Genomic DNA, 25,918 nt, shown 5'->3' with positions numbered 1-25,918 from the left:
GTCCCACCTGGACGGCGGTCCGGGTTCCCGGGGTTGGGCACGCCGGTGCCCGGTCCGCCGTCCGGGGCCGCCGCCCGGTGTCGCCGCCGCGCCGGGCCGGGACGCGGTGGCTAGGGTGGGTCCGTGGCTCCCGACCGTCCCCGCACGCCCTCGCAGCACGACGTCGACCCGGAGTTCCTGGCCCTGCCGCTCCGCCGGCTCGCCGACGCCGCCCTCTCCACCGCCCGGGCCGCCGGCGCCGAGCACGCCGACTTCCGGCTGGAACGTCTGTGTTCGCAGCACATCTCGGTGCGGGACGGTCAGGTCGAGACGGCCGCCGACAGTGTCACCGTCGGCTATGCGGTGCGGGTCGTCGTCGACGGCACCTGGGGGTTCGCCGCCGGCCACCGGCTGGACCCGGACGCGGTCCGCGCCGCCGGCCGGCAGGCCGTCGAGGTCGCGCGGGCGCTGCGATCGGTGGTCGGGGAGCGTGTCGAGCGGGCGGACGAGCCGGTGTACGCCGACGTCAGCTGGGTCAGCGCCTACGAGATCGATCCGTGGAGCATCCCGACCGCGGACAAGGTCGCGCTGCTGATCGACCGGACCGAGCGGCTCGCCGCGGCCGACGGGGTGGCGCACGCCACCGCCGCGGTGCAGCTGGTCAAGGAGAACAAGTTCTACGCCGACCTCGCGGGCACCGTGACCACCCAGCAGCGGGTCCGGGTGCAGCCCGAGCTCGAGGCCGTCGCGGTCGATCCGGACTCCGGTGCGTTCGAGACGATGGCGTCGACGGCACCCCCGACGGCCCGCGGCTGGGAGTACGTCACCGGCGCGGGCGGCTGGGACTTCGACGCCGAGATCGCCACGCTGCCCGGCCACCTCGCGGAGAAGACGAAGGCGCCGACCGTGGTGGCGGGCCGGACGGACCTGGTGATCGACCCGTCGAACCTGTGGCTGACCATCCACGAGTCGATCGGTCACGCCACCGAGTACGACCGGGCGATCGGCTACGAGGCCGCCTACGCCGGGACCTCCTTCGCCACGCCCGACCAGCTGGGCAGCCTCGCCTACGGCTCCGCTCTGATGAACGTGACCGGCGACCGGACCGTCCCGCACGGGCTGGCCACCGTGGGCTTCGACGACGACGGCGTCGCGGGCCAGCAGTGGGAGATCATCCGCGGCGGCACGCTGGTGGGCTACCAGCTCGACCGCGTCTTCGCCCGCCGGCTCGGTCTGCCCCGGTCCAACGGCTGCGCCTTCGCCGACTCGCCCGGGCACACCCCGATCCAGCGGATGGCCAACGTCTCGCTCGCGCCGAGCCCCGACGGCGGTTCGACCGCCGACCTGATCGCCGACGTCGAGGACGGCATCTACGTGGTGGGCGACAAGTCGTGGTCGATCGACATGCAGCGCTACAACTTCCAGTTCACCGGGCAGCGGTTCTACCGGATCCGCAACGGCGAGCTCGCCGGCCAGGTCAAGGACGTCGCCTACCAGGCCACCACCACCGACTTCTGGGGGTCGATGGACGGCGTGGGTGGACCCGAGACGTGGGTGCTCGGCGGTGCTTTCAACTGCGGGAAGGGGCAGCCGGGCCAGGTCGCCGCGGTGTCGCACGGCACTCCGTCGGCCCGGTTCCGCGGGATCAACGTGCTCAACACCGTCGAGGAAGGTGCCGCGTGAGCGGGCCGGGAGTCGAGCAGTGACCCATTCAGACGAAGGTGAGCCGGCCGTGAGCACCCCCCAGGAGATCGTCGAACGCGCGCTGGCTGCGTCCCGGACCGACGGCTGCATCGTGGTGGTCACCAGCCTCCGGACGGCCAACATCCGGTGGGCCAACAACACGGTGACCACCAGTGGCGCCACCGAGGCGTTGAGCTGGTTCGTGGTGGCCGTGGTGGGGGAGTCCGCCGGCACCGTCGAGTCCACGTCCGCCGACCCCGCCGACATCGAGGCGGCCGTCCGTGCCGCGGAGCGGTCGGCCCGCGACGCCGGTCCGGCCCGGGACGCGTCGGACTTGGTCACCGGGTCCGCCGACGACGACTTCGGGTTGCCGCCGGCGCCGTCCGGGTTCGGCGTCTACGACACCTTGATCCCCTCGCTGGCAACGGCTTTCGACGCGGCCACCAGCCGTGGTCAGATCCTCTACGGGTTCGCCCGGCACGAGACGGCGACGTTGTACCTGGGGTCGTCGACGGGTCTGCGCCGGCGCTGGGTCCAGCCCACGGGCACCGTCGAGGTCAACGCCAAGTCGGCCGATCTGGCCCGCTCGGCGTGGGCGGGCCGGTCCACCGACGACTTCACCGACGTGGACGTCGCCGGGCTGGCCGATGCGCTGTCGGAGCGGCTGGGCTGGGCCGAGCGGGCGATCGACCTGCCGGCGGGCCGGTACGACACCGTGCTGCCGCCCACCGCGGTGGCCGATCTGCTGATCTACCAGGCGTGGTCGGCCGGTGCGCGGCCCGCGTACGAGGGGCGCTCCGCGTTCTCGGCCCCCGGTGGCGGTACCAAGCTGGGGGAGCGGCTCACCGGGCTGCCGCTGACGTTGTTCTCCGATCCCACCGTGGATCCGATCCGGTCGGCGCCGTTCGTGGTCGCGGCCGGGTCGGGCGACGAGGTCTCGGTGTTCGACAACGGCGCGCCGGTGGACCGTTCCGAGCTCGTCTCCGACGGGGTGATCAGCGGCCTGATCCACACCCGGGCATCGGCGCGCGAATACGGTGCGGCGTTCCGGCCGCCCGCCGACAACCTGCTGCTGACGGGCGGCGACCCGGCGCTGTCGCCCACCGACCTGGTCCGCGGAGTCGAACGTGGGTTGCTGTTGACCTCGCTCTGGTACATCCGCACGGTCGACCCGATGACGTTGCTGCTCACCGGACTGACCCGGGACGGCGTCTTCCTGGTGGAGAACGGCGAGATCGTCGGCGCGGTGAACAACTTCCGGTTCAACATGTCGCCGCTGGACGTCCTCCGGCAGGCGCGGCAGGTCAGCGCGTCGGAGCGGACACTGCCGCGCGAGTGGTCGGACTGGTTCACCCGCACATCCATGCCCGCCGTGCGGGTCGACGGGTTCAACATGTCCTCGGTGTCACAGGCCCGCTGAGCCGGTCCCGGCCCACCCACGATCCGGAAATGATTCCGGATCATTCCCGAATGGCCCGCGAGAATCCGCGAGCATTTCGGCGTGCCCATTCTTTGTCCTGACAAAGATGGTGAACGGGATGCTGCCACAGGATGACCGACGGGCGCCGACTTGTGTCCGTTGTGGTCGTTGATGTGTGACTGCGAGCTGGCCCACAGTCGTTACCGCAGGTCGGACATCCCAGCCCAAGATCAAACGAAAGCGAACAAACAAAATCGAACATGACGTTCTGAATCGATCTACTTTCTCGATTCTGTGGGCTGTCCGACATATTCAGGCATCGTGGTGCGCCATTCGACGTGGTTAGGTCGTTCATCACCTCCGGTAGAACACCGCCCGGACCTCCCGCTCCCCCGCCGACGACGTCGGGCACGCCATCCCGTACCCCCGCCACCGAGGAGAACCTTCGCCATGACCGCTGTCATCGCCTCGCCCCAGTCCACCGCGAACGCCCCGGCACCCGCCGTCACCGGCACCACCCACGAGGGACTCGCGCAGTGGGTGGCCGAGGTCGCCGCGCTGACGACGCCGGCGGCGATCGTCTGGGTCGACGGCAGCGAGGAGCAGTGGCGGACCCTGGCGCAGAAGCTGGTCGCGGCAGGGACTTTCACCGAGCTGGAGACCATCCCCGGGTCGTACCTGGCCGAGTCCGATCCCACGGACGTCGCCCGGGTCGAGGACCGGACGTTCATCTGCTCGGTCGCCGAGCGGGACGCCGGTCCGACCAACAACTGGATGGCACCGGCGGAGATGAAGTCGCTGATGACCGAGCTCTACCGCGGGTGCATGGCCGGCCGGACGATGTACGTCATCCCGTTCTGCATGGGCCCGTTGGACGCGGCCGACCCGAAGCTGGGCGTGGAACTGACGGACTCCGAGTACGTCGTCGGCTCGATGCGCATCATGACCCGTGTCGGCACCGAGGCGCTGCGCGTCATCGAGCGCACCGGCCCCTACGTCCAGGCGCTGCACTCGCTGGGCGCCCCGCTGGGCGAGGGTGAGCAGGACGTTCCGTGGCCCTGCAACGACACGAAGTACATCTCGCACTTCCCCGAGGAGCGCGCCATCTGGTCGTTCGGCTCCGGGTACGGCGGGAACGCGCTGCTGGGGAAGAAGTGTTACTCGCTGCGGATCGCCTCGGCGATGGCGCGCGACGAGGGTTGGCTGGCCGAGCACATGCTGATCCTCAAGCTCACCGGGCCGACGAACGACGTCCGCTACGTGGCGGCGGCGTTCCCCAGCGCGTGCGGGAAGACCAACCTGGCGATGATCGAGCCGACCATCCCGGGGTGGAAGGCCGAGCTGCTGGGTGACGACATCGCCTGGATGCGCTTCGGCGAGGACGGCCGGCTCTACGCCACCAACCCCGAGTTCGGCCTGTTCGGGGTGGCGCCGGGCACCGGATGGCACACCAACCCGAACGCGATGCGCACCATCGCCGCCGGCAACTCCGTCTTCACCAACGTCGCCGCCACCGACGACGGCGGTGTCTGGTGGGAGGGCATGACCGAGGAGGCGCCCGCGCACCTCACCGACTGGAAGGGTCGGGAGTGGACCCCCTCCGGCCTCGATACCGACGGCAACACCCTGCCCTCGGCCGGACAGCCCGCCGCGCACCCGAATTCGCGGTTCTGCACGCCCATCACGCAGTGCCCGATCCTGGCCGACGAGTACGACTCGCCGCAGGGCGTGCCGATCTCGGCGATCATCTTCGGCGGCCGCCGCAAGACCACCATCCCGCTCGTCGCCGAGGCCTACTCCTGGCAGCACGGCGTGTTCATGGGCGCCACCCTGTCGTCGGAGACGACGGCGGCCGCGACCGGCGCGGTGGGTGTGGTGCGGCGCGACCCGATGGCGATGCTGCCGTTCATCGGCTACGACGCCGGCGACTACCTGGACCACTGGTTGAGCATGGCCGACCGCACCGACGCCGCGCTGCTGCCGAAGGTGTTCTACGTCAACTGGTTCCGTCGCGACGCCGACGGCGGCTTCCTGTGGCCCGGGTTCGGCGAGAACTCCCGCGTGCTGAAGTGGATCGTCGACCGTCTCGACGGCACCGCCGACGCGGAGCCCACCGCCATCGGGAAGATCCCCACGCCCGGTGGCCTCGACGTCGACGGACTCGACCTGACCTCCGCGCAGGTCAAGCAGGCGACCCGGGTCGACAGGGCCGAGTGGAGCGCCGAGGTACCGCTCATCAAGGAGTGGTTCCAGTTCCTGGGTGACACGGTTCCGGGCGCGCTGCGCGAGGAACTGGCGGCACTGGAGTCCCGGCTGGCAGAGTAGCCCGCCGGGTGTCGTGACCCGGGGCGTCAGCGCCGCCGCTCCGGACACACACCCCCCACCCGTGACCGGGCCGCCACCGTCGTCGGCCCGGACACGTGACCCGCGAAACCGGGCCGACACCGTCGTCGGCCCGGTTTCGCGCGTTCCGGGCCGGTCGCGGGAGCCCGGGCGCTCGGATCCGGACCCGCGGGCCGGTCGCCGACGACTCCGGCCGTGACCGCGGCCGCGGGCGCGGCGTGCCGGTCACCGGGTGAGGAACCGATCGGTCTCGCGTGACGGAACGTGACCGACGGCGTCTCCTCCGTGACGGGCGGGCCGAAGGCGGCCGGCCGGTCGGTACCTGGTGCCCCGCCAGATCCCGCGTCGTTCCGCGCTGTTCCCTTCCCCGGAGGCCTGAACCCATGGCTCGCCTGCTCTCCCGACTCGGCGCGTTCGCGCACCGCAACCGCCTGGCGGTCGTCCTCGTCTGGCTGTTCCTGCTGATCGCGGCCTCGGTGGGCGCCACGACGCTGGCGGGGACGACGTCGAACACCTTCTCGATCCCCGGCCAGGAATCCACCATCGCGCTGGACCGGATCACCTCCGAGTTCGGCACCGGTTCGGGAGCGACCGCCACCGTCGTCCTGCAGGCGCCCGCCGGGCAGACGCTGACCACGCCCGACAACGCCGCCAAGGTGGCCGGTGTCGTCGACGCCCTGGGCAAGCTGCCCGGCGTCGTCGCGGCCAGCGACCCGCTGTCGCCCACCGCGCCGGCGATCGATCCCGGCCGGACCACCGCGTACTCCACAGTCACCTTCGTCGCCGCCGCCGGCGACGTCAGCGCGAGCGACCAGGACGCCCTGACCGCCGCCGTCGACCAGGCCAGGACCACGGGCCTCACCGCCGAGGTCACCGGACAGGCCGTCGCCGCCGGGCCCGCGCACCAGCCGGTCGGCGAATCGCTCGGCATCGTCGTCGCGCTGCTGGTGCTCGCACTCACCTACGGCTCGCTCGTCGCCGCGGGGATGACCCTGCTCACCGCCGGGGTCGGCGTCGGCCTGGGCGTCGCGGGGATCACCATCGCGACCGGGTTCATCGACCTCGCCAGCACGACCCCGGCGCTGGCCGGCATGCTCGGCCTCGCCGTCGGCATCGACTACGCGCTGTTCATCGTCAGCCGGTTCCGTCAGGAGCTGCGGCACGGCTCCGACGTCGGCGCCGCGATCGCGACCGCGGTCGGCACCGCGGGCTCCGCGGTGGTCACCGCCGGCGTCACGGTGGTCATCGCGCTGGCGGGTCTGGCCGTGGTCGGCATCCCCTTCCTGACCCAGATGGGCCTGGCGGCCGCGGCGACCATCGTCGTCGCGGTCCTCGTCGCCGTCACCCTGGTTCCCGCCGCCCTCGGCTTCCTCGGGCGCCGGGCGCTGCCGAAACGGGAGCGCACCGGCACCGCCGGGGCCTCGGCGCCGATCCGCAAGGACCGTGGTGTCCTCGCCGGGTGGGTCCAGGGGGTGACCCGCCACCGGGTGCTCGCGGTCGTGCTGACCGTCGCCACCCTCGGTGTCCTCAGCGTGCCGGTGCTGTCGATGCAGACGACGCTGGTGCCCGCCGCCGAGGCCGACACCACGCAGGCCCGCGCCGACCAGCTCCTCACCGGCGCGTTCGGGAACGGCTTCACCGGCCCGCTCACCGTGCTGTTCGAGGGTGCCGGTGCCGCCGCGGCGGCCACCGCCACCACGGCCGCCATCACCGCGCTGCCCGACGTCGCCCTGGTCTCACCCCCGGTCCCCGACGCGGCCGGGACCGCCGCGCTGCTCACGGTCGTCCCGAAGTCCGGACCGAGCACGACCGAGACCGAGACGCTGGTGGGCGCCCTGCGCGACACCCTCGCCGGAACGCCCGGTGTCACCGTCTCGGTCACCGGAACCACCGCGGTCAGCGTCGACGTGACCGCGGCCGTCGACGGCGCGCTCCCCGTCTATCTGGTGCTCGTGGTCGGTCTCGCGTTCATCCTGCTGGTGCTGGTCTTCCGGTCGCTGCTGGTTCCGCTGGTCGGCGTCCTCGGTTTCCTGCTGACCCTCGGTTCCGCCCTCGGCGCGGCGGTCGCGGTCTTCCAGTGGGGCTGGCTCGCCGGCCTGATGGGCGTCACCACCACCGGGCCGCTGATCGCGCTGGCCCCGATCCTGGTCATCGGCATCCTGTTCGGGCTGGCGATGGACTACCAGGTGTTCCTGGTGTCGCGGATGCACGAGGCCCACGGTCACGGCGACGCGCCGGTCGCCGCCATCCGCAACGGTTTCCGGCAGGCGGCGCCGGTCGTGGTCGCCGCCGCGCTGATCATGTTCGGGGTCTTCGCCGGGTTCGCCTCCGGCGACGACCCGACGCTGAAGTCCATCGCCTTCGCGCTGGCCGTGGGCATCCTGGTCGATGCGTTCGTCGTCCGGATGGTGCTGGTCCCGGCGGCGCTGGCGCTGCTGGGCGAGAAGGCGTGGTGGCTGCCGGGTTGGCTGCGGTGGCTCCCGGTGCTCGACGTCGAGGGCTCGGCGCTGCAGGAGCACGCCGCTGTGGACGACGGACGTCCGCAGCCGGTCGGCGCACTGCGCTGACCGTCGTCACCGAGCTCCCGGCGGCGTCCGCCGGACGCTCGCCCGGCCCGCCGTCCCGGACCGAGGACGACCGCACGCGGTCGTTCCCCGCCCCGGGCGCGGACGGATCAGGCGAGGTTCTCGCGGAGCCGGCCGTACTGGTGGCGCACCTCCGGGGCGGTGTCGCCCTCGACACGGCGGCCACCGACGACCGGCCACTCCGGCAGCGTGCCGGTCAGTGCCCAGGCCGCCTGCCGGGCGGCGCCCAGGGCGACATACTCGGCCGGGGCGGGGATCTCGACGGCGGTGCCGAAGATGCCCGGTGCGAGCTGCTGGACGGCCGCGTTGCGGGCGCCGCCGCCGATCAGCACCAGCCGCCGCGGCGTCACGCCGAGGGCGTCCACCGCGTCGGCCAGCGAGCACAGCAGGGCCTCGACCGCCGCCCGGGCGAGATCCTCCCGGGTCGTGGCCGAGGTGATCCCGCTCAGGACGCCGGTCGCGTCCGGTCGGTTCGGGGTGCGCTCGCCGTCCAGGTAGGGCAGCAGGGTCAACCCGTGACTGCCCGGCGTACCCGCCAACGCGAGCGCGGTCAGCCCGTCGAAGTCCACACCCAGCAGGCCGGCCACCACCGACAGGATCCGCGAGGCGTTGACCGTGCACACCAGCGGCAGGTAGCGCCCGGTGGCGTCGGCGAACCCGGCCACCTCACCGGACGGGTCGGCCGCCGGGGTGTCGGTGACGCAGAACGCCGTCCCCGAGGTGCCGATCGACACCGCGACGTCGCCCGGGCCGAGCCCGAGAGCCAGTGCTGCCCCCATGTTGTCGCCGGTGCCCGCGGACAGCAGCGCCCCCCACGACGTCTCGCCGACGACCGCGCCCGGGTCGGCCAGCCGGGGCAGGGCCGGCTCGTGACCCAGCGCCCACGCCGCGACGTCCGGTCGCCAGGCGCGGTCGGCGGGGGAGTAGTAGCCCGTCCCGGAGGCGTCACCGTGGTCGGTGGTGACCCCGCCCACCGGGGCTCCGGTGAGCTGCCAGGTCAGCCAGTCGTGCGGCAGCGCCACCGTCGCGGTGCGGGCGGCGGCGGCCGGTTCGTGTGCGGCGAGCCAGCGGAGCTTGGTCACCGTGAACGACGCCGCAGGCACCGAGCCGATGGCGTCGGCGCACCGCTGCGGTCCGCCCAGATGCTCGACCACAGCCGGGATCTCGTCGGCGGACCGGAGGTCGTTCCAGAGCAGGGCCGGGCGCACCACCGCACCGGCTCCGTCGAGGCAGACCATGCCGTGCTGCTGACCGGCCACCCCGATCGCCGCGGCCCGGCGCAGCAGACCGGAGTCGGCGGCCCGGAGCGCGGTCCACCAGGCGGCCGGGTCGACCTCGGAACCGCCGGGGTGCGGTGCCGACGACTCGTCGACCACCGTCCCGTCGGCGGCGTCGACGAGCAGGATCTTCACCGACTGGGTGGAGGAGTCGATCCCCGCGACCAGCGTCGAATCCGACATCAGCGGTGAGTGGTCAGCGGGCGCCGAGCGCGTGCTCGACGGCCAGCTGGTTCAGGTGCACGAAGCCGAAGCCGTGCTCGGCGGACGTGTCGGCGTCGTAGGCGTCGTAGGAGGACGCGTCGGCCAGCAGGTCGGCGGCGGTCTCCCCGGCACCCAGCGTCGGGGTGGCCAGGTCCAGCACGCCGGAGGCCGCCAGGGCCTCCTGCACCTCGGGGTCGGCGCGGAACGCCAGCGCCCGCTCCTTGAGCAGCAGATAGGTGGCCATGTTCGCCTTCGCCGACGCCCACACCCCGTCGTAGTCCTCGGTGCGCGACGGCTTGTAGTCGAAATGGCGCGGACCCTCGTAGCGGGCGCCGCCCCCCGGGAAGCCGTTCTCGATGAGGTCGACGGTGAAGAAGGCCGACAGCAGGTCCCCGTGTCCGAAGACCAGGTCCTGGTCGTACTTGATGGACCGCTGGCCGTTGAGGTCCAGGTGGAACAGCTTGCCCGCCCACAGCGCCTGCGCGAGGCCGTGGGTGTAGTTCAGGCCGGCCATCTGCTCGTGGCCGGTCTCGGGGTTCACGCCGACGATGTCGCCGTGCTCGAGCGTGGCGATGAAGGCCAGCGCGTGCCCGACGGTCGGCAGCAGGATGTCGCCGCGGGGCTCGTTGGGCTTGGGCTCCAGCGCGATCCGCAGGTCGTAGCCCTTGGCCTTGATGTAGGACGCGACGGTGTCGACACCCTCGCGGTAGCGGTCCAGCGCGGCGTACAGGTCCTTGGACCCGTCGTACTCCGCACCCTCGCGGCCGCCCCACATGACGAAGGTGGCCGCCCCCAGCTCGGCGGCCAGGTCGACGTTGCGCAACACCTTGGACAGCGCGAACCGGCGCACGCCACGGTCGTTGGAGGTGAACCCGCCGTCCTTGAAGACCGGGTGCGAGAACAGGTTGGTGGTCACCATCGGCACGACGATGTCGTTGGCGCTCAGGGCCTGTCGGAAGCTGCCCAGGATCCGGTCGCGGGTGGCGGCGTCGGAACCGAACGGGATCAGGTCGTCGTCGTGGAAGGTGATGCCCCAGGCGCCGAGGGCGGCGAGCTTCTCGACCGCTTCCACCGGATCCAGGGCGGTCCGGGAGGCGTCACCGAACTGGTCGCGACCCTGCCAGCCGACGGTCCAGAGGCCGAAGGAGAAGTGGTCGTCGCGGGTGGGGGTGGGGCTCATGGCGGACATCCTTGTCACGGTTCTGGGCGGAGGCCGGCGGTCCGGAGGATGGCCGACCAATTTGTCAGTCCGTTGAACATATACACCTGCCCGTCTAGGGTCAAGAGATGACCGAGAGTGCGCGCAGCCTGTCGCCCGGCAGCCCGGCCCGCCAGGCGTCGCTGCGCGCCCACAACCTCGGAGTGCTGCTCGCCGCCGTCGTGGACAGCACGACGCCACCATCCAGGGCCGATCTCGCCCAGCTGACGGGCCTCACCCGGGCGACGGTGTCGGCGCTGACCGACCGGTTGCTCGCGGCGGGGCTGGTGACCGTGCTGCCCACGGTGCGCGCCGTCTCCGCCGGCCGCCCGGCGGCTCCGTTGGTGCCGGCCGCCGGGACGCTGGCCGCGGTGGGGGCGGAGATCGACGTCGATCACCTGGCCGTGCGCGTGGTCGACCTGACCGGCGCGACGCTCGGCGAGCGGATCGTGCCCGGCGACCACCGGTCCAGCGATCCGGCACCGGTACTGGCCGCCCTCGCCGCGCTGTGCCGGGACGTCGTGGCCGCGGCCGCGGCCGACCTGCCGGTCGCCGGACTGTGCGTCGCCCTGCCCGGACTCGTCGACAGCGGAGCCGGCCGGTTGCGGATCGCGCCCAATCTGGGGTGGCGGGACGTGGACGTGGTGGGGGCGTTGAGCGGGCTGCTGGACCGGCCGGGACTGCGGGTCGTGCAGGCCAACGAGGCGACCCTGGCCGCACAGGCCGAGGCGCGGGCGCTGCGGGAGTCCGGCGTGACCTCCTTCTTCTACGTCTCGGGTGAGATCGGCATCGGCGGTGCCCTGGTCCGGGACGGCCGGATCGTGGCCGGCAGCCACGGTTGGAGCGGCGAGATCGGCCACACCCTGGTCGATCCCGCGGGTCCGCGGTGCGGGTGCGGGGCCAGCGGGTGCCTGGAGCAGTACGCCGGCACGGACGCCCTCCGGCGCCGGGCCGGGCTGCCCATCGACCGCGGGGTCGGGGAGCTCAGCGCCCTCGCCGGACGCGGCGCGCCGGGAGCGGTGGCCGCCCTGCAGGCCGCGGGGCACGCCCTGGGCCTGGCCCTGTCGACCGCGGTGAACCTGCTCGACGTCGACACCGTCGTGCTGGGCGGGACTTTCGCCGCGCTGGTCGACCACCTGCGGGAGCCGCTGCAACAGCAGCTGCGGAGCCGGGTGCTGTGGGACGCGTGGGCGCCGGTCGCCGTGCGGCCGGCGCTGGTGACCAGCGGGGCCGCCCTCGCCGGGGCCGCGCTGTCGATACGGTCCGAGATCGTCCGCGACCCGCTGGCCTGGATCGAACGTTGAGCTCCGGGGCGGCCTTCTCGCCCGTCACCCGTCACCCGTAACCCGTCGACCCGGGCCGCCCGGCCCGCCGCCCGTCGACCGCCGACCCGGGCCGCCCGGCCCGTCGCCCGTCGACCGCCGGCCCGCGTTCGCCGTCCACCCCTCGGCACGGCCCCGCCGGTCGAGGAGGCGCGCACCGCGGCGCCCGGCCCCGGCTCGCGGCACCCGGCTGACCTGTCGCCACCACCCCTCCGGCCGGCGACCGCACACCCGGTGCGGTGGGCCGGCATCCGTCGGCCGCGGCCCGCGGCGGTGGGCCGGCATCCGTCGACCCTGACCGCCGGACGGGAGTCCGGACTCGACGGTCGCGACCGGCCGGCCGTACGGTCGCCGTCATGAGAGCGCCGTCCCCGTCCCGGACCGCCGTCGGCATCGTCGGCGGTGGCCCCGCCGGACTGATGCTCGCCCACCTGCTGCGCCGCGACGGCATCGACTCCGTCGTGATCGACACCCGGCCGCGGACGGAGATCGGGACCACCCACCGCGCCGGCATCCTCGAGCGGGACAGTGCGCGGTTGCTGGTCGACTCGGGGGTGTCGGACCGGGTGCTGACCGACGGGCACGAACACCGCGGCATCGACCTGCGCTACGGCGGGGAGAGTCACCGCATCGACTTCACGGCACTGGCGGGAACGTCGGTCTGGCTCTATCCGCAGACCGACGTGTTCCTCGACCTCGCCGACGCCGCCGACCGCGACGGCGGCGACGTCCGCTTCGGGGTCGCCGACACGGAGGTGACCGACGTCCTCGACCGTCCGCGGATGGCCTTCACCGACGCCGACGGGGTCCGCCGGGAGATCTCCTGCGACTACGTCGTCGGCGCCGACGGATCCCGGGGCGTCACCCGGCACCTGTTCCCCGAGACGGACCGCCGCCGCTACGCCCGGGAGTATCCGTTCGGCTGGTTGGGCATCCTCTGCGCGGCGCCGCCGAGCGCCCCGGAGCTGATCTACGCCCGCTCCGACCAAGGATTCGCGCTGATCAGCCGGCGCACCGACACCGTCCAACGCATGTACCTGCAGTGCGACCCGGCGACCGACGTGGCCGACTGGCCCGACGACCGGATCTGGGAGGAACTGCAACGGCGCCTCGCCGGACCCGACGGGTTCCGGCTGCAGGAGGGGCCGATCCTGGAGCGCACGGTGCTGCCGTTCCGCAGCTTCGTCCAGGAGCCGATGCGGTACGGCAACCTGCTGCTGGCCGGCGACGCCGCGCACACCGTCCCGCCCACCGGGGCCAAGGGGCTCAACCTGGCCCTGGCCGACGTGCGCGTGCTGGCTGAGCATCTCGCGGCGGCGGTCGGTGAGCGGGACCCGGACCGACTGGACGGCTACACCGAGCGCGCTCTCGCCAGAGTGTGGAAGACACAGCACTTCTCGTACTGGATGACCACGATGCTGCACACCCCGGCGGGGGCGGACGCCTTCGACCTGCGGCGGCAGCTCGGCGAACTGGACGCGGTGACGTCGTCGGAGGCCGGGTCGCGCTACCTCGCGGAGGGCTACACGGGCTGGCCGACCGGCTGAGCCGTCCGCTCGAGTCGCCGCTCGAGCGCACCCCGGGCATCCCGGCAGGGCCTCCGGTCGAGCGGCGCTCCGAGGCGCGGGGGTCGGGCTCACCCCGGCGGAGACGGTCCGCCGGCGCGACCGGTCAGACCTGCTTCTTCGGCTTCTTGCGCAGGATGAGCACGGCCAGCACGACGGCTCCGATAACCGGAGCGATCTGCTGCAGGAACGGTCCCTTGGCCGCGGTCAGCACCTCGACCGGCTGACTGCCGCCGCCGGCGGACCGAGCCGGGGCGTGCGTCGCCCGCGGTGCGTCGGCCGGCAGCCCGCCGAGCGGGGTGGTGGCCTCCGCGGCCGGCTGCACCGGCTCCTCGAACTCGTCGGCGACCACCTCGGCCGCGACCTCGTCGGGGTTGAGGACGCTGAGCAGCTCCGCCTCGGGAGCGGACTTGCCGGCCAGCTTCTGCGCCATCGCCTCGGCGAACCGGGTCACCGACTCGTTGCCGACGTCGATCATCACCTGGCGGCTGAAGGACGACTCGCGGCCGGTGATGGACAGGGTGGTCAGCAGCACCACCGCCGTGCGGTTGGGCGTCACCGCGGTGGCCGAGGCGTTCACCAGCATGGTCGCCGAGCTGCCCGACCGGGTGGCGCCGCCGGTCGCCTCGATGACCGCGCGGTGGGCAGCGCTGTCGCGCTCGACGAAGCGTCCGGTGCCCTTGAACGTCCGGGGGATGCGACCGATCCTGATCTTCAGCGAGCCCGAGAACGTGTCGCCCTCGGCCTTGTCCAGGGTGGCCCCCGGCCAGCACTGCGCGACCAGGTCCAGGTCGGTCAGCGCCGGGTACGCCCGGTCGACCCCCACGGGCAGCTCGAAGCGGTGTTCCAGTTCCACGACGAACCTCCAGGACGCAGACGAGACGGTGATCGACGTGCCGCCGGAATCGGTGGCCGGCACTGGCGATGATCGTAGAGGTCGCCGGTATGGCCGGCCCCGCCAGCACGGCGTGACGGTCCCGTCGCCGGTCGCGACGGCGTCGCCCGACCTGCGCATATCCCGACCGTCGCGGGTCCGACAGTCGGGGTGGCGCAGGTCACCCCGCCCCCTGATCCGTGCCACTATGGGAGGAATTGAGGAGAGGTCCATGCCATCGCAGCCGTCCACCCACACCACCGACACCGACAGCACCGCGACCGCCAGTGCGGCTGCCGCACGGGGGGCGGCCGGTACCTCGTCACTGCCGCAACCCCACGAGGTGATGGCCGGTCTGCGCGCCACGGTCAGTGCCCCCGGCATCTTCTCCCTGCTCAGCCCGGAGGGTGAGTACACCCCCTCCGACCGGTTCCCGCTCGACGTCACCCCCGACCTGGTCCGCGACCTGTACCGCGACATGGTGCTGGTCCGTCGCGTCGACCGCGAGGGCAACGCCCTGCAGCGCCAGGGGCAGCTCGGCCTGTGGGCGCCGCTGCTGGGTCAGGAGGCCGCCCAGATCGGTGCCGGTCGCGCCATGCGGCCGCAGGACATGGCCTTCCCGTCCTACCGCGAGCACGGTGTCGCGCACTGCCGCGGGATCCCGCCGGTGGAGATCGCGTCGATCTTCCGCGGTATCGACTTCGGATCCTGGAACCCGCGCGAGAAGCGTTTCAACTCCTACGCGATCGTCATCGGCAACCAGGTGATCAACGCCGTGGGCTGGGCGATGGGCCAGCGCCTGGACGGCGCCATGGGCGACGAGGACACCGCCGAGGCCACCATCGCGTTCTTCGGCGACGGGGCGACGTCCCAGGGCGACGTCCACGAGGGAATGGTCTTCGCGGCGGCGTTCAACGCCCCGGTGGTGTTCTACTGCCAGAACAACCAGTGGGCCATCTCGGAGTCGATCCACCGGGTCGCGCGAATGCCGCTGTACGAGCGGGCCGCCGGATACGGCTTCCCGGGGATCCGCGTCGACGGCAACGACGTGCTGGCGTGTCTGGCCGTCACCGCCTGGGCGCTCGACGAATGCCGGTCGGGCAACGGGCCGGTGATGATCGAGGCGTTCACCTACCGGATGGACGCCCACACCACCTCCGACGACCCGTCCCGCTACCGGATGGCCGACGAGACGCAGGCCTGGAAGCTGCTCGACCCGATCGAGCGGGTCAAGGCCTACCTGGCGCGCAACGGCCTCGCCGACGCCGCGTTCTTCGAGGCCGTCGCCGCCGAGTCGGACGCGCTGGCCGCGGACTTCCGCACCCGGGTGGTCAACCTGCCCGCGCCGTCGCCGTCGGTGATGTTCGACCACGTCTACGCGACGCCGCACCCGCAGGTCGAGGCCCAGCGCGCCGCGTTCGAGGAGTACCTGGCCGGTTTCGCCGACACCGACGCGACGACCGGCGGGGACCGCACGGGAGGTCGGCACTGATGGCCACGATGACCCTGGCGAAAGCCCTGAACACCGCCCTGCGTGACGAGATGGCCGCCGACCGCAAGGTTCTCGTGATGGGTGAGGACGTCGGGCGGCTCGGCGGCGTCTTCCGCATCACCGACGGGCTGTACAAGGACTTCGGCGAGGACCGGGTCATCGACACCCCGCTGGCCGAGTCCGGGATCGTCGGCACCGCCGTCGGTCTCGCGATGCGCGGGTACCGCCCGGTGGTGGAGATCCAGTTCGACGGGTTCGTGTTCCCGGCCTTCGACCAGATCATCTCGCAGGTCGCCAAGATGGGTTTCCGCTCCGGCGGCGCCTGGACGGTGCCGCTGGTCATCCGGATCCCGTTCGGGGGCGGCATCGGGGCGGTCGAGCACCACTCGGAGTCGCCGGAGTCGTTCTTCTGCCACATCGCCGGTCTGCGGGTGGTGTCGTGTTCCAACGCCTCCGACGGCTACCACATGCTGCGCCAGGCCATCTCGTCCGACGACCCGGTCGTCTTCCTCGAGCCGAAGCGCCGCTACTGGGAGAAGGCCGAGGTCGAGACCGCGAACCATCAGGGCGACTGGTTCACCAGCCGGGTGCGTCGGGAGGGCAGCGACTGCACGGTCGTGACCTACGGCCCGTCGGTGTCGATCGCCCTCGCCGCCGCCGAGGCCGCCGCCGCCGAGGGCCGCTCGCTGGAGGTCATCGACCTGCGTGCGCTGTCGCCGCTGGACCTCGCGCCGGTGGTCGAATCCGTCCGCCGCACCGGGCATCTCGTCGTCGTGTCGGAGGCGCCGCGGGAGAGCTCGATCACCTCCGACATCGCCGCGCGGGTCACCGAGGAGGCGTTCTACTCGCTGCAGGCACCCGTGCTGCGGGTCGCCGGCCTCGACGTCCCGTACCCGCCGAGCAAGCTCGAGGACGAGTTCCTGCCCACCCTGGACCGCGTCCTCGACGCGGTCGACCGCAGTCTGGAGTACCGGTGAGTCACGTCGAGACCTTCGCGCTGCCCGACGTCGGGGAGGGCCTCACCGAGGCCGAGATCCTCGACTGGCGGGTCGCGCCGGGGGACGAGGTCGGTGTCAACCAGATCCTGGTCGAGATCGAGACGGCCAAGGCCGCGGTCGAGCTGCCGTCGCCGTACGCCGGCCGGGTGACGTCACTGCTGGTCACCCCGGGACAGACGGTCGACGTCGGCGTGCCCATCATCACCATCGACACCGATCCGGGGTCGGACCCGGCGACACCGGTCGCGGCCGTCGCCACCGGTCCGGCCGGCGCCGCCGCGGCGGGACCGGGCGACGACGAGGCGGGCACCAAGATCGGCGAGATGACCGCCGACGGACGGATCGCGACCCTGGTCGGCTTCGTGTCGGCGGGAGCGGCGTCCGGTCGACGTCCGCGCCGTACCCCCGCTGCCGCGCCGGTGCCCGGAACGGCGCCGGTGAACGGGGCCGCCGCGTCGGCGCAGGTCGGACCGGCCGCGGTGGCGCCGGCCGCTCCCGCTGCGTCGTCGTCCGCCCCGGCCGTCCCGCCCGCTCCGGCCCCCGCCCGGCCCGCTCCGGCCCCCGCCCGGCCCGCTCCGGTCGCGACCGATCCGCACCCGGCCCCGGCGGCACCCGCGGTGGCCGGTGCACCCACCCGGGGCGTGCCGCTGGCGGCGCCGCCCGTCCGGCTGCTCGCCCGTGAGCTGGGCGTCGACCTGCACACCGTGACCGGGAGCGGCCCCGGTGGCGTCATCACCCGGGACGACGTCCGGCAGGCCGCCGCGCCGGTCACCCCGGCCCCGGCGACAGCCGCCCCGCCGCGGTCCGGCATTGACACCTCCCGCCAGACCCGGGTGCCGATCCGGGGCGTCCGCAAGGCCACCGCGGCCGCCATGGTCGGCAGCGCCTTCACCGCGCCCCAGGTCACCGTCTTCCAGAGCATCGACGTCACCGAGCTGATGGCGTTGCGTCAACGGCTGCGGGACCGACGCGAGTTCGCCGACGTGAAGCTGACCCCGCTGGTTTTCGCGGCCAGGGCGGTCTGCCTCGCCCTGCGCCGCGCCCCCGACCTCAACGCGCACTGGGACGAGGCCGCCCAGGAGATCGTCTTCTCCGACTACGTCAACCTCGGGATCGCCGCCGACACGCCCCGCGGGCTGGTGGTGCCGCACATCCGGGACGCCGACGCGCTGGATCTGCACGGGCTCGCCCTCGCCCTCGCCGACCTCGTCGAGACGGCGCGGGCGGGGCGCACCTCGCCGGCGGCGATGAGCGGCGGCACCTTCACCATCACCAACATCGGCGTCTTCGGTATCGACGCCGGGACGCCCATCCTCAACCCGGGGGAGGCGGGCATCCTGGCGATGGGGGCCGTCAAGGCCGCTCCCTGGGTGGTGGACGGTGAGCTCGCCGTCCGGCAGGTCTGTCAGCTCTCGCTCACCTTCGACCACCGGTTGGTCGACGGCGCGCAGGGGGCGCGGTTCCTGTCCGACGTCGGCGCCCTGCTGACCGATCCGGGTCTCGCCCTGGCCTGGTGACGCCGGCCGGTGCCGGTCAGCTGCTGCGCAGGGCGGCGCGGGCCGGCAGCACGTGTGACACCAGGCCGATGCCGGTGCCGAGGATCGGCCAGACCGGCCAGGGGTACCAGGCGCCCGTCGGGATGGCGACGGCGAGCCAGATGGTGATCAGCAGCGCGGCGAGACCGAGCCAGCCCGCGGTGCGGGTGCGGAGGTCACGCCGGGTGGCGGCGGTGCGTTCGGACCGCGCGACCGGGTCCTGCCGGCGGAGCCTGTCGACGGGGAGATCCGCGGTGACCGCATCCAGTGCGCCGACGGTGGTCGCCGTGCGCACGGACGCCGTCCGGTCGTGCCATTCGTCCCAGGTCAGGTACCCCGACGCCATCGCCTGCGCCAGGACCGCGTCCGTGCTGCGACGTTGCGCATCACCGATCCGGATGTGTCGCCGCACGCCGGCACCGGGTGCGGACGCACCGGCGCGGTCGGCTGCCGCCGGAGGCGGGGTGTCGCCCGGTGCCCGGTCGGGACCAGCTGAGGCGAACGGGGCCGGGTGCTGGTGCGGTCGTCCACACATGGGAACCTCCGTCGACGGGTGGTGTCACCCAGTGTGCGGCGGTGGATTGACAGTGTCAAGGAACGAGCGGCGGGTCGGGTGGTGCGACCGTGGCGGCGGTGCCGCTGCTGAGCAGCAGGTCGTGGGCGAGTCGGGCGGCGGCCGCTGGGTCGGCGACGCCGGCGATGCCGGGCAGGGCGCCGTCGCGGGTGAGTACCACCAGGCCGTGCACCAGGGCCCAACTGCTCAGCGCCGCCGCCGACGGTGCGTCCGGTGACGTACCCGGCGCCCGTGCGTCCGGAGCGAGTCCGGCGACGGTGTCGCTGAGCACCCCGATCGCCGCGCGCTCGGCCCGGATCAGGTCCGGGTCGTCGCCGCGCAGCTCGCTGGGTCGGAACATCAGGTCGAACAGCGCGGGATGGGCGAGGCCGAAGTCGATGTAGGCGCGGCCGAGCTCGGCGAGGGTCGCCGCGGTGGGCGGGCCCTCGGCGGGGAGGATCCGTCGCAGGGTGTCGGCGAGCGCGTCGAAGCCGTCGGTGGCCACCGCGGTGAGCAGCCCGGCCCGGTCGCCGAAATGGTGCTTGGGTGCGGCGTGGGAGACGCCGGCCCGCCGGGCGACCGCCCGCAGGCTGATCGCGGAGCGGCCGTGTTCGGCGAGTTCGGCGTGAGCGGCGGCCACCAGAGCCCGGCGTCCGCCCGGCGGGGTCGCGGAAGTGGTCATGCGGCGATGGTCGTGACCGGCACCGGTGCAGTCAACTCGGCCTCCGGGCCCGGGCGGCGCCGCGAGGCGACACCCGGCTGGGCGGGTGCGGCGTCCCCGGGGGAGCCGGCCGTGCCGCCGTGGCGCCGAAGGGCTGCCGCCGGCTGGGGCGCCGGACCGCGTGACCGGGTGGCCGGCCGCTGCGGGGGCACCCGTCGGCTACGGACTCACCCGGACCGGACGCCGGGATCTGGCGTCCGGAGGCGCCGCCGCCGGACGATCGACGGCGTGTGAGCCACTTCATCGACGAATCGGGCATCTTTGCGGGTACTGGGGCGTCTGTATCAATGCAACGAGAGAACCAGTCGTCATCAGACGGCGCCCCCGCCCGGCCGGGCGGATCGAGCAGAGAAGGTGTTTTGAATGAGTAACCTCGCGAAGGCCATTCGCAGCCGCCGTGAGACGTCCCGTACCCGTCGCCTGGTGACCCGGGCGATCGACTCCGCTCCGACGGCGTCGATGCGTGACGAGCTGATCGTGATCGCCCAGCGTCAGGGTCGGATCTTCGACTGACGACCTGGCCTCGGTCGTGACCCGGCGGCCGCGGCGAGGTGCGCCGGAAGTTCTCCTGACCGTGTGTAACGCCCGGCGGGGGGACGGCGATAGAGAGCATGACCCCGGATTGCTGCCAGACCCCCGACGTGGCAGCAGCCCGGGGTCTTTCTCTGTCCCGGCGGCGCTGCGCACTCCCGGGAGCGTCGTCGACCGCCCCCACCAGGGATTCCATGTCCCGACGGGGTCGTCCCGGTTCTCACTGACGGTGACCGGAACCCGTCCGTCGATGGGCTTTTCGAGGTAACGGGTGACGCCCGCCACGACGGAGAACCGCCCGGACAGCTCAGTAACTGAGCGTGTTGGTTGAGCTACTGTCGAGACGCTGCGCACTCAGGCAGCTACAGTCAGTTGCCTCCCGGACGCGCTCAGAGCTCCGGTGGACGGTGACCAGTCCCGAAGTGGAGTTCGCGTCGATGCGTCCGAGGCCGCCCGGTCCCGCCCGTTCCTCCGTACGCCGTGGAGCGGCCCTCGCGGCCGTCCTCGCCCTCGTCGGCAGCACGGTGCTGATCTCGACCCCGCTCGCGAGCGCCGCCGCCGTCACGGTGACGCCGCTGGGCGCGGACAACTTCGCCGACGCGACGACGGCGTCACCGAACTGGCGGGTCGTGGGTGAGGGCTCGAGTACGCGCGCCTGCCTGACCGCCGGCACGGACGCGACCCAGCTGCCCATCGGTGGTTGTGCGTCGCCGGCGATCGACGCGCCGGGCTCCGGCACGCTGCGGCTCACCACCAACGCCACCGGCCAGGTCGGCACCGTCTACAACAGCACCAGCATCCCGACGACCGAGGGCATCGACGTCGTCTTCAACACCTACCAGTACAGCGGCAGCGGGGCGGACGGCATCGCGTTCGTCCTCGCGGCGACCGATCCGACGAATCCGAGCCCGCCGGTCGTGACCGGGCCGGCCGGCGGTTCCCTCGGGTACAGCGCCACCGGCGGTGGCCAGCAGGGGGTCAGCTTCGGGTACATGGGCTTCGGGCTCGACGTCTTCGGCAACTTCCGCAACTCCGCCTTCGGCGGGGTGGACTGTGCCAGCAGCTCGTTCTCGGCGCAGAACGTCACCGTCCGCGGTCCCGGCAACGGCAACCGGGGGTACTGCATCCTCGGTACCGCCACGTCCTCGGGTCGGTTGGACCGCCTGGCGGCGGGCCCCCGTCCGGCGGCCGTGCCCGTCCAGGTCGCCCTGAACCCGGACCCGGTGCCGGCCACCACGGCGAGCGGCCTCACCGTGCCGGCCCGTAGCTGGCTCGTGTCGTGGACGTCGCTCGGCGCGCCCCGCCAGCTGCTCACCGGGCCGCTTCCGACCGCCACCACCCTGGCCGGACTGGGCTTCCCGGCGTCGTACTACGACCCGGCCACCGGTCTGCCGTATCAGCTGACCTTCGGGTGGTCGGCGTCGACCGGCGGTTCCACCGAGATCCACGAGATCAACCGGCTCAGCGCCACCACGCTGACCGGACAGTTGCCGTCGTACCGGTTGGCCGTCGACGACGACCAGGGCGGGCGTCTCCTGACCGGCGGCCGAGCGACCATCGCCGTCACCCCGTCCCTGGACCCGGCGCAGGGCGTGGAGCGCGAGCCGGCCACGGTCACGACCACGCTCCCGGTCGGGCTCACCCCGACCAACCCCACCACCCCCGGTTACGTCTGCACCACCACCGGCCAGGTCGTCAGCTGCCGCTACACCCCCGCCACGCCGATCCCCGCGGGTGCGGCGCTGCCCACCCTGCAGATCCCGGTGACGGTCGGCGCCGCCGCCGGGTCGTCGCCGGTCATCACGGCGAAGGTGTCCTCGACGGACGCCAACCCGCAGACCGCCACCCGGACGGTGAGCGTCGTCGCCTTCACCGCCTCGGCGACGCCCGCGTCGGTGTCCTACGGCACCGCCACCACGCTCAGCGGCATCGGGCTGCCGTCCGACGCCACCGGCACGATCGTCTTCCGCAGCGGGACCACCGAGCTGTGCACGGTCGCACTGCCGGCGACAGGGTGCACACCGTCGTCGACGTTGCTGCCGGGTACCTATCCGGTGACCGCCACCTACGCCGGGGACGCCAGGTATCCGGCCGCGTCCGCGACGACCACCTTCACCGTCGGCCGGGCCGCGACGGTCGTCACCGGGGCGGCGAGCTCCGCCTCCGTTCCGTACGGCACCGCCCAGACCCTGACCGCGTCCATCGCACCGTCCGGTGCCACCGGGGCCGTGAGCTTCCGGGCGGCCGACGGCACCGTGCTGTGCACCATCGCCGACATCACCGCGGGCGCCGGCTGCGCCGCACCCGCCGCACTCGAGCCGGGGACCTACCGGGTCACGACCGAGTACGCCGGCGACACCCGCTTCGCCGGGGCGACCGCCGCCCCCTTCGCCTTCGACGTGGTGCGGGCGGCCACCGACATCACCGCCGCGGTGGCCGCGGACCCGGTCGTGTTCGGCACCGCCGCCCTGGTGTCCTTCGCGGGCCTGCCCGCCGGAGCGACCGGCAGCGTGGTGTTCACCGCGGGGGAGACCACGCTCTGCACGGTGGCCGACGTGACCTCCGACCAGGACTGCGTCGCACCCGCCGACCTGCCCGCCGGGTCCTACCCCGTGCTGGCCACGTACTCCGGGGACAGCCGTCACCTCGGGTCCACCGCCGAGACGTCCTTCACCGTGTCGCCGTACCCGACCGTGCTCGCCGCCGGCGTCAGCGACGCCGCGGTGCCGTTCGGCACCGCGACCACCGTCAGCTACTCGGGGGTCCCGGCCGGCGCGACGGGCACGGTGGTGTTCACCGCCGGTGACGTGGCCCTCTGCACGGTCGACGTCACGGCCGGCACCGGCTGCGCCACCCCGGTCACGCTGACGGCCGGCGCCTACGACGTCACCGCGGTGTACTCCGGCGACGCCGACCACGAGAGCTCCACCGCGACGACGTCCTTCGACGTCACGCCCGCGGGGGTCCCGTCCTTCGCCGCCGGGGTCTCGGACGCGGAACCGGTGTACGGCTCGCCGGTGACGCTGTCGTTCTCCGGCCTGCCCAACGGATCCACCGGTGCGGTGGTCTTCCGCAGCGGCACGTCGGTGCTGTGCGAGATCGTCGACGTGACGGCCGCGGCGAGCTGCGCCACCACGGCCGACCTCCCCGCCGGCCCGTACCCGGTGCAGGCCTCCTACTCCGGCGACCGCAACCACGCGCCGGCGACGGCGACGACCGCGTTCACCGTGCTGCGGGCGGCGACGCAGGTGGTGGCGGCGGTGTCGGCGGCGCAGACCACCTACGGCACCCCGGTCGGTGTCTGGTTCACCGGCCTGCCGAGCGGCGCGACGGGGACGGTCACCTACGCCGGCGCCGGCGCCGGCTGCACGGTCGACGTCACCTCGGAGCGGACCGGCTGCCTCGGCGACGCCGGTCTCGCGGTGGGCACCTACCCGGTGTCGGTCACCTACAGCGGCGACGCCGACCACCTCGGATCCTCGGCGGAGGCCGTGGTCACCGTGGTCCCGGCGCCGAGCCCGGACTTCGCGGCGGCGGTCACTCCGGCGGAGATCCCGTTCGGCTCCCCGACGGTGCTGTCCTTCGTCGGCCTCGTGCCCGGCGCCACGGGCACCGTCGTCTTCCGGGCCGGTGACCGGACCCTGTGCACCGTCGAGGATGTCGTCACTTCGACCGGTTGCACGGCGACGGGTGGCCTGCCGGTGGGTGACCATGCGGTCGAGGCGGTGTACGGGGGCGACCCGAACCACGCGCCCGCCGTCGCCGGGACCGCGTTCCGGGTCGTCAGGGCGACCGTCGTGCCGGTGGTCTCGCCGGGCCGCCCGGCCGTGACGTTCGGCGACACGACCACCCTCAGCGTCACGGGGCTGCCGTCGGGTGCGACCGGCTCGGTCACCTTCACCGCCGGTGACCGGGTGCTGTGCACCGTCGCCGACGTGACCGCCGCGGCGGCCTGCCTGACGCCGGCGGACCTGCCGGCCGGCGTCTACCCGGTGGTCGCCGCCTACAGCGGGGACGGCTCCTACACCGCCGCGACGAGTGCGGCGGTCACCCTCGGCGTCGACAAGGCGACCAGCGCGGTCACCGTCGTCGTGGCCGACACCAGCCCGGTCTACGGCGCCGGCACCACCCTCGCGCTCACCGGACTGCCCGTGGATGCCACCGGCTCGGCCACCTTCACCTCGGGCGACCGGGTGCTGTGCACCATCGCCGACGTCTCGACCCAGCCCGACTGCGCGGTGCCGGCCGACCTCGACGCCGGGAGCTACCCGGTCACCGGCGTCTGGTCCGGCGACGCCGATCACCTCGGCTCCTCCGCGGCGGGACTCTTCGTGGTCGAGCAGGCGCCGACCGACATCAGCCTCACCGTCGCCGATCTCACCTTCGGCGAGGAGGCGGCGCCGCGGATCGGCGGGATCCCGGCGGGCGCGACGGGAACGGTCACCCTGACCGGGCCGACCGGTGTCCTGTGCGAGTTCGACGCCGCCGACGGCGAAGGATGCCTGGCCGTCGCGGGTCTGCGGGCCGGGGACTACACGGTCGTCGCCGAGTACAGCGGCGACGGGAACCACGCCGGTTCCCGGGCCACCGCCTCGTTCACCGTCGCGCCGCGGGCGACCTCGTTCACCGTCGCGGTCGCCGACGTGGCCTACGGCACGGTCCCCGTTCCGGTGGTGTCCGGGCTGCCGGAGGGCGCCACCGGCACGATCACCGTCACCGCCGGCGGCCAGGTCGTGTGCACGGTGGACGTGGTGACCGGACAGGGCTGCACGGAGGTGCTGGCGAGCCTGCAACCGGGTGCCTACGCCTACGTCGCCACCTATTCCGGCGACCGCGACAACCTGCCCGCATCGGCCGACGTCGCGTTCACGGTGTCGCCGGCGCCCACCGCGGTGGCGCTGACGGTGCCCGACGCCGCCTACGGCGGCGCGATCGTGCCCACGGTGTCCGGGCTGCCCGCCGACGCCACCGGCACCGTCACCATCACCGACGGCGACGGCGTGGTCTGCGTGATCGATCTCGGTGACGGTTCGGGGTGCGCCGGTCTCGTGGCCGGCGCGGTCGGCCCGGTGACGCTGACGGCGCGCTACTCCGGCGACGCCCGGTACCTGCCGTCCGCCACCACGACGACGTTCCAGGTGACCCGGGCGACGGTGGCCGTCGTGGGCGGGGCGACCGGTCCGGTGGTCAGCGGTGGCACCACCACGCTGACCGTGGGGCCTGACGTTCCCGCCGACGCGACGGGCACCGTGACGTTCGTGGTCGACGGGGTGGTGCTGTGCACCGTCGCGCTGCCGGAGCGCACCTGCCAGGCCAGCACCGCGCTGCCGCCGGGTGACTACGACGTCCAGGTGCTGTACGCCGGCGACGGGAACTACGCGCCGTCGGAGACCGTGACCCGGCTGACCGTCACCACCGACGTACCGGATCCGGTGACCCCGGTGACCCCGGTGGTGCCGGCCGGCGGCGGATCCAACCCGCTGATCCCGCACCAGCCACTCGCCTACACCGGCACGTCGCTGTCGGGCGGCATCGCCGGCGGCGCGCTGCTGCTGGTCGTCGGCGGTCTGCTGCTGCTGGGCTCCCGACGTCGACCGGGGACCCGCGGCCACTGATCCGAGCGGCTCCGACCGGCCCG

Annotated in this window: 16 protein-coding genes; 11 read left to right on the top strand and 5 right to left on the bottom strand. The window is 73.3% G+C overall.

Annotated features, from left to right (window positions below; all coding sequences use genetic code 11):
- Positions 1–123 precede the first annotated feature (123 nt).
- From DB033_RS13095 to DB033_RS13080, 4 genes are all read left to right on the top strand, one after another.
- Positions 124–1,662: a TldD/PmbA family protein gene (locus tag DB033_RS13095; protein WP_111767067.1), complete on the top strand. Its 1,539-nt coding sequence runs from the start codon at positions 124–126 to the stop codon at positions 1,660–1,662.
- Between the two features lie 49 nt (positions 1,663–1,711).
- Positions 1,712–3,082, top strand: a complete 1,371-nt coding sequence (locus DB033_RS13090; protein ID WP_111767066.1) for a TldD/PmbA family protein — start codon at positions 1,712–1,714, stop codon at positions 3,080–3,082.
- 450 nt (positions 3,083–3,532) lie between these two features.
- Positions 3,533–5,407: a phosphoenolpyruvate carboxykinase (GTP) gene (locus DB033_RS13085; RefSeq protein ID WP_111767065.1), complete on the top strand. Its 1,875-nt coding sequence runs from the start codon at positions 3,533–3,535 to the stop codon at positions 5,405–5,407.
- 401 nt (positions 5,408–5,808) lie between these two features.
- Complete coding sequence (locus DB033_RS13080) at positions 5,809–7,992, top strand: MMPL family transporter (RefSeq protein WP_111767064.1); 2,184 nt, start codon at positions 5,809–5,811, stop codon at positions 7,990–7,992.
- A gap of 107 nt (positions 7,993–8,099) precedes the next feature.
- On the opposite strand, the gene xylB is transcribed toward DB033_RS13080, so the two are convergent.
- Together xylB and xylA are read right to left on the bottom strand one after the other, a co-directional pair.
- A complete protein-coding gene (gene xylB / locus DB033_RS13075; protein ID WP_111767063.1) occupies positions 8,100–9,470 on the bottom strand; it encodes a xylulokinase in 1,371 nt (456 codons plus the stop codon).
- A gap of 13 nt (positions 9,471–9,483) precedes the next feature.
- Positions 9,484–10,671, bottom strand: a complete 1,188-nt coding sequence (gene xylA / locus DB033_RS13070; RefSeq protein ID WP_111767062.1) for a xylose isomerase — start codon at positions 10,669–10,671, stop codon at positions 9,484–9,486.
- A 107-nt stretch (positions 10,672–10,778) separates the two neighbouring features.
- Here xylA and DB033_RS13065 point away from each other — a divergent pair, with 107 nt between their 5' ends.
- Positions 10,779–11,993, top strand: a complete 1,215-nt coding sequence (locus DB033_RS13065; protein WP_170315537.1) for an ROK family transcriptional regulator — start codon at positions 10,779–10,781, stop codon at positions 11,991–11,993.
- Positions 11,994–12,367: 374 nt separating this feature from the next.
- The gene (locus DB033_RS13060) at positions 12,368–13,558 is read left to right on the top strand and encodes a 4-hydroxybenzoate 3-monooxygenase (RefSeq protein WP_111767061.1); all 1,191 of its coding nucleotides are present in this window, start codon (positions 12,368–12,370) and stop codon (positions 13,556–13,558) included.
- Between the two features lie 124 nt (positions 13,559–13,682).
- Here the strand turns inward: DB033_RS13060 and DB033_RS20730 are convergent, their stop codons facing one another.
- A complete protein-coding gene (locus tag DB033_RS20730; protein WP_170315536.1) occupies positions 13,683–14,495 on the bottom strand; it encodes an SRPBCC family protein in 813 nt (270 codons plus the stop codon).
- Between the two features lie 187 nt (positions 14,496–14,682).
- Between DB033_RS20730 and pdhA the strand changes: the two genes are divergently transcribed.
- Genes pdhA through DB033_RS13040 form a run of 3 tightly spaced genes read left to right on the top strand, consistent with a single transcriptional unit; the run spans position 14,683 to position 18,457 of the window.
- Complete coding sequence (gene pdhA, locus DB033_RS13050; protein WP_111767471.1) at positions 14,683–15,942, top strand: pyruvate dehydrogenase (acetyl-transferring) E1 component subunit alpha; 1,260 nt, start codon at positions 14,683–14,685, stop codon at positions 15,940–15,942.
- Positions 15,942–16,919, top strand: coding sequence for an alpha-ketoacid dehydrogenase subunit beta (locus DB033_RS13045; RefSeq protein ID WP_111767060.1), 978 nt, complete (start codon positions 15,942–15,944; stop codon positions 16,917–16,919). The genes pdhA and DB033_RS13045 overlap by 1 nt, the downstream gene beginning before the upstream one ends.
- Positions 16,916–18,457, top strand: coding sequence for a dihydrolipoamide acetyltransferase family protein (locus DB033_RS13040; protein WP_111767059.1), 1,542 nt, complete (start codon positions 16,916–16,918; stop codon positions 18,455–18,457). Before DB033_RS13045 ends, DB033_RS13040 begins: the two co-directional genes overlap by 4 nt.
- A 16-nt stretch (positions 18,458–18,473) precedes the next feature.
- Here the strand turns inward: DB033_RS13040 and DB033_RS13035 are convergent, their stop codons facing one another.
- Together DB033_RS13035 and DB033_RS13030 are read right to left on the bottom strand one after the other, a co-directional pair.
- Positions 18,474–18,887, bottom strand: coding sequence for a DUF1707 domain-containing protein (locus tag DB033_RS13035; RefSeq protein WP_205843795.1), 414 nt, complete (start codon positions 18,885–18,887; stop codon positions 18,474–18,476).
- 178 nt (positions 18,888–19,065) lie between these two features.
- Entirely contained in the window at positions 19,066–19,710 is a 645-nt protein-coding gene (locus tag DB033_RS13030; protein WP_111767057.1) for a TetR/AcrR family transcriptional regulator, read from the bottom strand.
- A 402-nt stretch (positions 19,711–20,112) separates the two neighbouring features.
- Between DB033_RS13030 and DB033_RS20970 the strand changes: the two genes are divergently transcribed.
- Positions 20,113–20,262 carry a hypothetical protein gene (locus tag DB033_RS20970; RefSeq protein WP_170315535.1) on the top strand — a complete coding sequence of 50 codons (150 nt, stop codon included), beginning with the start codon at positions 20,113–20,115 and terminating at the stop codon, positions 20,260–20,262.
- Positions 20,263–20,687: 425 nt separating this feature from the next.
- Positions 20,688–25,895 (top strand): Ig-like domain repeat protein, encoded by a 5,208-nt coding sequence (locus DB033_RS13025; protein WP_157970666.1) that lies wholly within the window; start codon positions 20,688–20,690, stop codon positions 25,893–25,895.
- The last annotated feature ends 23 nt before the right edge of the window (positions 25,896–25,918 follow it).

This window comes from Nakamurella deserti (assembly GCF_003260015.1).
Classification (GTDB): domain Bacteria; phylum Actinomycetota; class Actinomycetes; order Mycobacteriales; family Nakamurellaceae; genus Nakamurella; species Nakamurella deserti.
The sequence above is the reverse complement of the archived record's forward strand: the minus strand, read 5'-3'. Positions and strand labels throughout refer to the sequence as shown.

What these genes read in the sequence shown, in the direction of transcription:
- DB033_RS13085 (WP_111767065.1), top strand. Translation starts at nt 3,533, where the DNA reads ATGACCGCTGTCATCGCCTCGCCCCAGTCCACCGCGAACGCCCCGGCA.
- DB033_RS13080 (WP_111767064.1), top strand. Translation starts at nt 5,809, where the DNA reads ATGGCTCGCCTGCTCTCCCGACTCGGCGCGTTCGCGCACCGCAACCGC.
- xylB (WP_111767063.1), bottom strand. Translation starts at nt 9,470, where the DNA reads ATGTCGGATTCGACGCTGGTCGCGGGGATCGACTCCTCCACCCAGTCG.
- xylA (WP_111767062.1), bottom strand. Translation starts at nt 10,671, where the DNA reads ATGAGCCCCACCCCCACCCGCGACGACCACTTCTCCTTCGGCCTCTGG.
- DB033_RS13065 (WP_170315537.1), top strand. Translation starts at nt 10,779, where the DNA reads ATGACCGAGAGTGCGCGCAGCCTGTCGCCCGGCAGCCCGGCCCGCCAG.
- DB033_RS13060 (WP_111767061.1), top strand. Translation starts at nt 12,368, where the DNA reads ATGAGAGCGCCGTCCCCGTCCCGGACCGCCGTCGGCATCGTCGGCGGT.
- pdhA (WP_111767471.1), top strand. Translation starts at nt 14,683, where the DNA reads ATGCCATCGCAGCCGTCCACCCACACCACCGACACCGACAGCACCGCG.
- DB033_RS13045 (WP_111767060.1), top strand. Translation starts at nt 15,942, where the DNA reads ATGGCCACGATGACCCTGGCGAAAGCCCTGAACACCGCCCTGCGTGAC.
- DB033_RS13030 (WP_111767057.1), bottom strand. Translation starts at nt 19,710, where the DNA reads ATGACCACTTCCGCGACCCCGCCGGGCGGACGCCGGGCTCTGGTGGCC.
- DB033_RS20970 (WP_170315535.1), top strand. Translation starts at nt 20,113, where the DNA reads ATGAGTAACCTCGCGAAGGCCATTCGCAGCCGCCGTGAGACGTCCCGT.